General features: G+C 58.6%; 8 protein-coding genes. 2 read left to right on the forward strand and 6 right to left on the reverse strand.

Going from position 1 to position 8975, the window contains the following annotated elements; genetic code table 11:
* The 3 genes from VSS37_RS13280 to VSS37_RS13290 all read right to left on the reverse strand — a co-directional run.
* Positions 1–1412: hypothetical protein (locus VSS37_RS13280; protein ID WP_324695969.1), on the reverse strand; the 1412-nt coding region annotated here is incomplete at its 3' end.
* Positions 1409–2032, reverse strand: coding sequence for a hypothetical protein (locus VSS37_RS13285; protein ID WP_324695971.1), 624 nt, complete (start codon positions 2030–2032; stop codon positions 1409–1411). The genes VSS37_RS13280 and VSS37_RS13285, both read right to left, overlap by 4 nt.
* A 253-nt stretch (positions 2033–2285) precedes the next feature.
* Positions 2286–2954, reverse strand: a complete 669-nt coding sequence (locus VSS37_RS13290) for a ribonuclease T2 family protein (protein WP_324695973.1) — start codon at positions 2952–2954, stop codon at positions 2286–2288.
* Positions 2955–3082: 128 nt separating this feature from the next.
* On the opposite strand from VSS37_RS13290, the gene VSS37_RS13295 reads away from it, so the two are divergent.
* Positions 3083–3409: a hypothetical protein gene (locus VSS37_RS13295; RefSeq protein ID WP_324695975.1), complete on the forward strand. Its 327-nt coding sequence runs from the start codon at positions 3083–3085 to the stop codon at positions 3407–3409.
* Between the two features lie 33 nt (positions 3410–3442).
* Here VSS37_RS13295 and VSS37_RS13300 read toward each other — a convergent pair whose 3' ends face one another.
* From VSS37_RS13300 to VSS37_RS13310, 3 genes are all read right to left on the reverse strand, one after another.
* A complete protein-coding gene (locus VSS37_RS13300) occupies positions 3443–4888 on the reverse strand; it encodes an MbnB/TglH/ChrH family RiPP precursor modification enzyme (protein ID WP_324695977.1) in 1446 nt (481 codons plus the stop codon).
* Positions 4869–5108, reverse strand: a complete 240-nt coding sequence (locus VSS37_RS13305) for a hypothetical protein (RefSeq protein ID WP_324695979.1) — start codon at positions 5106–5108, stop codon at positions 4869–4871. Before VSS37_RS13305 ends, VSS37_RS13300 begins: the two co-directional genes overlap by 20 nt.
* A gap of 107 nt (positions 5109–5215) precedes the next feature.
* Positions 5216–7804 carry a CARDB domain-containing protein gene (locus VSS37_RS13310; protein ID WP_324695981.1) on the reverse strand — a complete coding sequence of 863 codons (2589 nt, stop codon included), beginning with the start codon at positions 7802–7804 and terminating at the stop codon, positions 5216–5218.
* Positions 7805–8146: 342 nt separating this feature from the next.
* Here VSS37_RS13310 and VSS37_RS13315 point away from each other — a divergent pair.
* Positions 8147–8975 (forward strand): YihY/virulence factor BrkB family protein (locus VSS37_RS13315; RefSeq protein WP_324695983.1); only part of this gene is annotated, 829 nt, incomplete at its 3' end.

Consider the following 8975-nt stretch of genomic DNA (forward strand, 5'->3'; position numbering starts at 1 on the left):
GGGGTTTCATCCGTCAATTTGCCGCAGTCGGCATTGCGCTTTTCCAACCACGCTTTCTGTTCAGTTTCGAGTTGCGCCTGCTGGTCTGCTGGTAAAGCATCAAACCGAGATTTGTAAGCCGCATGGGGTTGCAGGTTGCCTTGCATGCATTCGAGCGCCTGCCCTGCCATCCCCATCAGATTCTCACAGCCGTTGAATATATCGGCCTTGCCCGCCGCCGGAAGGGGTGGCGGGGTGGATGCCGCATTGGCAGGCTTGGACTTGGAACACACTTCGCCGCCAAAAATGGCGTAATCACTGGCTTTACCATCCCGGCAAGCCTGCTGGCATTGTTGGTCGAAACCTTGCTGCACAAATCCCGGATAATCAGCCATGGCCGCCACGCCACGCATGACCGCCCCGGAAAAATCGCCCTGCGGATCAGAACAATCAGGGTTGTTTGCCCGCGCCTCCACGCAGGCAGGCATGGCGTCGCTATGCAGCCATTTGCATTGCGCCTCTTCCAGCGGTTGGGCTGGAACCGCTTCTAGCCGGATAGCCAATTGTTCCCCTTTCAGGACGGCAAGCTTGCGTTTACCGCCGGAAAAACCCAAATCCAGCTTGATGTCATCGCCATCCCGCCTGGTTTTGACAGCGCTTGGATAGGCATAAAACCCATCCGCCTTGACCACTGCCGGTTCAGCATTTTGCCGCACCACAAGAAAAGCAAAGTCATCCGTTTGGCACGCTGTCCCGCCACAATTGGACGAAAACAGCACCGCATCGTGGTCAGGGAGACTGAACATCTGGTGCAAAGCAAGGTAATTGCCTTCATCCTTGTAAACCACTTTGCCATTAAGCACCAAGGAATCAGGCGGCGCACCGAAACCGCTCCGCCCTATCTCCAGCAAGCCTGTGCGGGTTTTCAGTGTGTCGGGCGCATTTTCCGGTAACGGGGTTTCCGTCGCCTGTTGTTTGCCGTCAGCCTGCGGCTTTTCAGCCTCTGGGCTTGGCATGGGTTGATCCGCTTGCGCCATGCCTGCCTTGTCACAAGCCATTTTCACCAACGCGGCGATCTCCGGCCTGCCTGCAAACGGCATGGGTTGGTCATCTCCCGGATATTTTTTCTCGCTGGAACCGTCATCCCGATACTGGACGCCCTCCAACGCCTTGAAACTGCCACGGCAATCAGTCATCGCATCCTGAATGACATAGCCCTCATCCAGCACGCGCACCATTTTAAGGTGTGCCAAGCCATCCCCCTGCTTGACGGTATTCAGCTCGATATACAAGTGGGAAGCCATGCCTTCCTTGCCGACCTGGGCAAACCCCGGAAAACGCCCCTCCCCAGCCTCCTGCCCGCCAGTTTCCCCCGTTTCCTGACAAGCGGACGCCAGCAAGGCCAGCAGCAACCCCATGAGTATCCGTTTCATGCCTGCCCCCGGCGTGTATTGCGCTCAATGGCAAGCAACACCAAAATCAGGCTGAACAAGGCTATCAGCAGGACTGCCCCAAAAGCTGCGCCCGCATAGGTCAGGCGTGCCGTTAGCAAGGCTGCCGATGCGGCTTCCTCCTGCTTTAGCTTGTCAAACTTGAGCGCCTTGTATTGGTTAACAGCGTCCAGCCCCTCTGCTCCGGCCTTCTCGGCCTCAGTGACCGCTGCGGCCATTTCATCAAGGAATACCTGCCGCTGTCCGCTGGGCAGGGCTTCCAGCCAATCCCGCAAGGTCTGGATACGTTCTGGCGCATTGAAATGCTTTTGCAATACAAACGGCAGTTTGATGCCCGGCAAAATTGCCGGATCAGGTGGTGGTGAGGGCGTTGGGGATGCCGCATCCGAATCCTGCGGCGGCGGCTCTTCATAGACTGGCGGCTTAATTGCGTCCACCACTTCTTGAGGGGAAACTGCCGTTGAATCTTTCAGCGTCAATTTATCGCTGACCATAATCCCGCCAATCACAATGGCGGCCAGCAACCCGAAAATGAATAAAAGCGCCAACCCGCGGGTCAACACAAACAGGAACCTGCGTTCAAACGCATCAGCAAATGACATGATTATTCCCCAATAAAAACAGCCGCGTTAAACGGGCATCTTCATACAGACATCACTCTTGGACAATCCAGCAAGCCCGGCGGGATTGTCATTAATATAAAGTTAATGTATGGGGAATATACACAGCGGATTGGTGTAAAGTCCAGCGATCTTGCATGAAAAATATGCACTCTTGGAAAGCGCTGATGGGTGCGGAAAATCACCTTGGGCGGAAGCTGGAACAATGTTGCCCAGCCTCCTGCCCCGGTCAAAACTACTTGATGCTGCGCACCAGGAAATCCGGCTGGCCGCAGCTTTTCCTTGACGAAGCCAGCACATCCTTCCCGCATTCCGCAGGCTTCCCATCCTGGCTATAACAGACCCTTAACTCTTGCAGAAAACGGCCTGAGCCTGAACAGAACACGGACAAATCCCCTGCCTGCAAAGCCGGGTTGGCGGCGATGAAATCCTTTTTCAACGCATCAGCCGTGACGCGGAACGGTTTGGCGGGCTGGTCATAATTGGCGGGAATGGCCAAAGAACCTTTCAGCTGTTGGCTAAACGACAAATATTTGTCAGGCGTCAAGCCGGAGCAAGTGCCATGTTTTTCCCATTCATGGAAATAGAGCTTCTTGCTGGGGTAGAGCCCCTGATATTTTTTCACCAGCGATTCCGGCATCTTGTCGTCTGAACAATCGGAAGGATACCCCCGGTTGTATTGGGGCCAGACGCCATGCAAGACAAAGCCCAATTTTTTGCCCACCGCGCACTGGGGGTCATTGTTGCTCGCCGATGGGGAAGAAGCGCAATAATCCGGCGACCATGAGAGCGACATGACGTAATAATCAAACTTGCCGGGCTCGCCATCCGCATGCAGGCCACCCGCCATGCCTGACAACGCCAGCCCCAGCATCACCGCCGTGAAGCCTTGTTTTCCTTTCATTGGGTTTTCTCCTTTCGCAGTCAATAAGGCGGGATAATATATGAGCAGAACAGGAGAAGACCAGCGCAGCGGCATCCAAGCATGCCATACTGCAACCCACCAACCACCATTACCCGGAAGCCTGCGCCATGCAACAGCCCGACAGCAACGCCATAGCCATCAATGCGGTGCAATTGCTGCTGGCGGAAAAGCGCACATCCTTGTCCGTGCTGCGCACTGGCATCGCCATCCTGGCGTTGCCGCTGTCGCTGATGAGCTTCCTGATCGCCACCTCAAAGTACTATGACGTGTTCCATACGCTGCATCTGGTCATTCCGCTGGGTGTATTCTGTCTGGCCCTGCTGGTGCTGGGCGCGTATCTGGTCACCCATTCGTTATTGAAAATGCACAAGCACGACCGCCTCATCCGCCAGATCAAGACGGAACATGAAATGATCGGCAAATACATCGACTGAAGAATACTGGCGGTTGTTGCAACCCCGTCCCCGTCAGGGCTGCACCGCCACTTCGTAACGGCCTGCGGGCAATTGTCCGGGCAAGCGACCCCTGCCCAACGCCTCCAGCAACGGCAACGGCGGGCAGGAAAAATCAACGATGGTTTCCTTACCGCTTTTCAGCGCTTCCATCGAGGCCAGCTCATAAGCCAGCACTTCGACCAGATGCGGGACAGGCAAATCAAGCTGACGGACAAAGCCCACAAAGCGGCTGGCTTCCTCGGCGGCGAAAGGCTCCGGGAAGGTCTGGCTCCAGTACGCATCCATGATGGCCTGCACCGCCTCGTCCCCCAGATGCAGCGCCATCAGCCGGTAGCTCAGGGTCAACAAATCCACCAGCATGCCAGCGCGCACGCTGCTCACCAGATGTTGCAGCACGCCAACGCCGGGGTCGGCGGCCAGGGCGGTTTGCAGCGCATCGGCAGGCGGATGGCGGTTGACCAGCGAAGCCAACGCCTGTTCCCAGGCGGCAGGCTCCGGCAAAGCCTCCGCCTCTGGCGTGACAGCATAATCCGCCACCGGACGCCCCCCGCAACGGCTGCCCCGGCAAGCCCACAACGCATGCAGCGTTTGCAGCTGCGCCAGCAAGGCATCCATGCTGATGCCCTTCGCCAGCACATAATCGGGAATGATTTCGAAAATGATGGCCTTCAGGTTCGGCATGCGGGGAACCCATTCAAAACACAGCTCCAGCAACGCTTCCGGCACTGTCCCCGAGTGCGCATCCAGCCAATGCCCCTGGTAGGAATCGCCGCCCGCCAGATGGATTTCCCATACCCGCTCCAGCGGCAGCGACGCCAGCGTCTCGCCGATCGGCTGGCGGCCATTCAGGTGGTTGCACCAGAGGTTGTGCATGTCCAGCAACATGCCGCAATCGGCTTCCTCCGCAATCCGCGCCAGAAACTCCCCGTCAGGCAGCTCCCCACGCTGGGGGCGCAGGTAATTGGGGCCGTTTTCAAACGCGAACGGCAACCCCAACTGCGCTTGGAAACGGCGGATATTCCGCACCGCCAGCCGGACAGTCTCGGGCGACTGGAGCGGCGGCAGCAGAAAGCCCGCCGGATACGGCCCTTGCGGCCCTGGCGCGCGCAGGAAAGCCAGATGCTCACTGACCCAGGCAGGCTGCAATTGCCCGATGGAACGCAGGAATGCTTCCATCTGGCTATCATCCAGCCCCAGCGAACTGCCCACCGGCATGCCCACGCCGTGGACGATTTTTGGCTGCGGCCACTGGCGGATGCGCGCAAACGCCCGTCCGTCCAAACGGTACGGGGAATGGGTTTCCGCCTGCTTGATCCAGTAAGGCTGGGGTTCAATTTCCAGCACCTGGATCAAGTCCCTCCCCGCCTCCAGCAGAGGCTCAAGGGAGGGGAAATACACCATTCCCACGCCCAATCCGGGCAGTGGCCCCAGTGTCCGCCTAGCCGAATTCGCGGACATTCAGTTTTTCATCCACAATGAATTGGCGTTGCAGGTCAAAGCGGATGTCCCAGCCTGAACAGCAGGCGAGACAGCCGAGGCGCCCGAGAATATCCTTTTGGATTTTCTGCATGGCGTCCAGTTTGAAGTACGCGCTGGCGGGCACGGAAACCCGCACGACATTATTGCTAAGGTTCGACATCCTCAGATCCTGGATGTCATTCGCTTCGATATCAGCCATTGTATTGACTCCTATGATGAATTAGCGCCATGAAAACTGGCGGGATTGGCGATATAGCCCCGAATTGCAGTGTCCAGTGACCACCCCCTTTGGTTGGCAGGATTGTTTCAGCCCTGAAGTTTCAGCGTGTCGCTTTCACATTCCCCCACATCAGCGGGCGGCAGGAAATACGCCTTCACTTCTGTCCCCTTGTCTTTCAGCCGGGTCTTGAAACTGCCGTTGCTCAACGCCACCTCCTGGTAGGCGAAGGTTTTGGCGTTCCCCCGGGTGGAAACGCGCAGGATCACCTTCCCGCCCGCCACCGGCTTGCCGTCGCTGACGGTGACAATACGCCCGCTGGCGGTCTGCCCATCGGCGGCAAAGCGCTCGAATTTGCTGGCACGGCCCGTCACCACCTGCGCCTGCACGCCGCCCAACACCTGCATGGCGTGGCGCGGATTGTCGCGCGGGTCTTCGATAAAGGCGGCGGAGCCGACATGGTTGGGAACCTTCTGCAACTGCCGGTATTTCTCCCGCAACGGCGGCGGGTACAGGTCATTGGTCAGGTTGTCTGGCGCATATTCAAACATCATTTCAACCTTGCGGGTTTCCCCAGGGTCAAGGTACAGCCAAGCATGTTGCAAATAGGTGCGGTAAAGCGGATTGCTGTGCCCGCCGGTCAGCCAGATGCGGGTGCGCGCCGGGTAAGGGTTCCCCACCTCCACCAGCGTGATTTCCCGGGATGGCGGCGAGGCGCTGGCGGAAATGAAACGGTTGTAATTGGATTGCGCCACGTTGTTGAGTTCGGTCATTTCCACCACCGCCGGGTTGCTGGGGAGTTGATAGAGCGGAATGCGCACAATGACGCAGTAATGCCCATCGCTGGGCGGAACCCAGGAGGTGCTGCATTCGACCGTGGCCCCCTTGGGGATGTCCTGTTGGTCAAACCCGATGAAGGTTTCCGGCGCGCCGCCCAGGTTGAAGTTCTTGATGTAGAAATTCACCCGCACCGACGGCGCGTCCAGCCCGCCGTTGTTCTTGACTTTGGCGACCACAGTGTTGGTGTTGCCTACCCAGGGGACATTGAACCAGGCCGGGTCCGCCATGTTCTTGGCATTGCGCACTTCAATGTCAGGGCTTTGCCACTGGCGGTCTGGGCCTGCGGGCCAGGGGCGGATTGACGGGTCAGGTCGGCTGTTCACACCGTAGCGGATGCGCACATCCGCCTTGGAGCCATCGATACCGCTGACATCAATCCGGAAATCGGTCGGGAACACCGGGTCGGTGGTGTCGGTTTCCTTATAATCCTGGCCATTGCCCAGCACTGCCCCATCGCCGTCAATGTCGTTGTTGAGCAGCAGGATGCCGGGGCGGGAAATCGGCGGCGTATACGGCGCTGACACCACGTCCGTCCCCAGCACCCGGCTGTTGACCGGCAGACTGCGGTCGCCGATCTGGACGCCCTGCCCAGCACGGTATTCGAGGTAATAGTTCCAGCCATCGGCCAGACGGATTTCCACGCCGCTTTTGCGCCCAGCGGGCGGCGCGCCCAGTTCGATGGGGTGCAAGGTCACGGTCTGGTCAACCGGCGCGGCCATCGCCTGGAAATTGAAGGTTTGCAGCCAGCTTCCCTGCACCCAGCCGAGGATCATGCGGTGGACAATGGAAAAATGCGGCAATGGGTCATCCCAGTCCATCATTTCCCAGGCACCCGGATTGCGGCCTGCAACCCCTGGCGTGTACTGGTCGCCCAGCCCCAAGTTATGCCCCAGTTCGTGGGAAAAGGTGTCGAAGATCTCCCGGTCGCTGCCTTCGCCCCAGTCATTGGGCATGGAAATGACGCCATAATGCTTGTTGCCTTCCGCCGTGACATAAGGCCCCCAACTGCCGATGGAGGCGTAAGGCCAAGCGCCTTGCCGTGGCGGGCCATCCACCTGCTGGGAAACGCACAGCAAAGTGTCGAAATCGTTGTAATTGACCAGCCCGTCGCCCGCCGTAAAGCACGCCTGGAAATACGCGCCCTTAGGCGTGCCGTCGGTATTGAAATAATCGTCCCATGACCCCGACAGGCTGACCGGCCCGAACACCTGCGCCGACAGGTCGAAATTGTTGTAGGACACTTCCCGGTAATACAGGCGGCTGCTGCGGGTCACGCCGCCATCCGTCACGCCATTGACGACCGCATTGAGCCAGCGGTCACGATGCCCCTGTAAGTCCGCCGCATTGCTGGTGAAGCGTTGCGAGCTGGTGTCTGTCAGCAAAATGGCGATGCGGCGCGTCCCCATGGCTGGCGCAACATTGACATTTTGCGGCCCGCCCGGCCCGCCGCCCCAAGCGGAACCAGCGTTGTAATTGCCGACAATGCCGCTGAACCAGCGGCCTGGGCCTGCGTCTTCGTCCTGCCACAAGGTGTCCACGCTGAACTTCGCTTTCCCCACCAGCACATTAGTGGCGGTCTGGATCACATTCAACTCATAATCCCCCGGCTGATAGCCCGTCAGCAACATGAGGTGGGGTTTCCTCGGGTTGAACAGCCGGTCGCGGCTCGGCGACACCAGCCCGCCCTTGGCTCCGGCAGGAATTTCAAAGCGCAGGTCATCAAAGCCCAGCCCCGAACTGCTGGCGATAGCGACCGGAATGCGGTAATAGGAACCCACAAACAGTTTTTGCCGGGGAATACGCAGCGTCACCGCTGATCGCGAAGGTAAAGCAGGCATATGCAGCCCTCCTGCTCAAATTATGATAAGCCCGTTATAGAAGCCGCCACTGGAATGGCTTGCTGGAAATTTGCATATAACCTTACACCCGACGCCAGTGCGGACAAAACTGGATCAAACCCTGAGCTGTATCAGGTGTGTTACGCATTTCCCCCATACCTGCCCCAGCCCCACGACTGGGTGCCATGCCAGCCGAAGTTTTACAACCCTCCAAACGGAGACTGACGTACAATTGCCAAGGAATGAGCAGCGCCCGCCGATTCGCCGCCGCGCCGCCGACACAAGAACAAGGCGCTGCCGGGAAACGCCGCTTTCCCGGACATTCACCGCAGGAGGTCACCCATGCAGCCATTCATCCGCGCACTGCAATTCCTCAAACGTGCGCTGATCAGCTTCCGCGCCAACCAGGGCATCCTGCTCGCGGGTGCCATCGCCTATTACACGCTGCTGTCGATCATTCCCCTGTTCACCCTGCTGATCGTGGCGCTGTCGCACCTGCTGGATGAACACCAGTTGCTCGCCATCGTCCAGAACAACCTGCGCCCGATCTTCGGTGCCCAGGCCAGCAGCATCACCGCCCAAATGAACCTGTTCCTGCAAAACCGCCAGACCGTGGGTTGGATCGGGTTGCTGATCCTGCTGTTTTTCAGTTCGCTGGCGTTTACGGTGCTGGAAAATGCCATGTCGGTGATCTTCTTTCACCGGGTGAATATCCATCGCCGCCATTTCCTGGTGTCGGCCATCATCCCCTACGCCTATATCCTGATACTGGGCGTCGGTATCCTGCTGGTCACCATCGTCAGCGGCGCGCTGGAATTTCTGCATGGCGACGTGGTGGCGTTGTTCTGGAAAGTGGAGCTTGACCATGTGGCCAGCAGCATCCTCTACCTGTTCGGCATTATCGGCCTGACGCTGCTGCTGGCCTCGTTCTACATGGTGATGCCGGTAGGCAAAATTTCTTTCCGCCACGCGCTGACCGGCAGTTTCTGCGTCGCCGTGTCGTGGGAAATTATCCGCCACCTGCTGGTGTGGTATTTTTCCACCCTGTCGATGGTGAACATCATCTACGGCTCGCTGGCCACCGCCGTCATTGCGCTGCTGCTGCTGGAAGTCGCCGCCATCATCCTGCTGTTCGGCGCGCAGGTGATCGCGGAGTATGAGCGGGGCGACC

Source organism: Candidatus Thiothrix phosphatis, from assembly GCF_035668035.1.
Taxonomy (GTDB): Bacteria; Pseudomonadota; Gammaproteobacteria; order Thiotrichales; family Thiotrichaceae; genus Thiothrix; species Thiothrix phosphatis.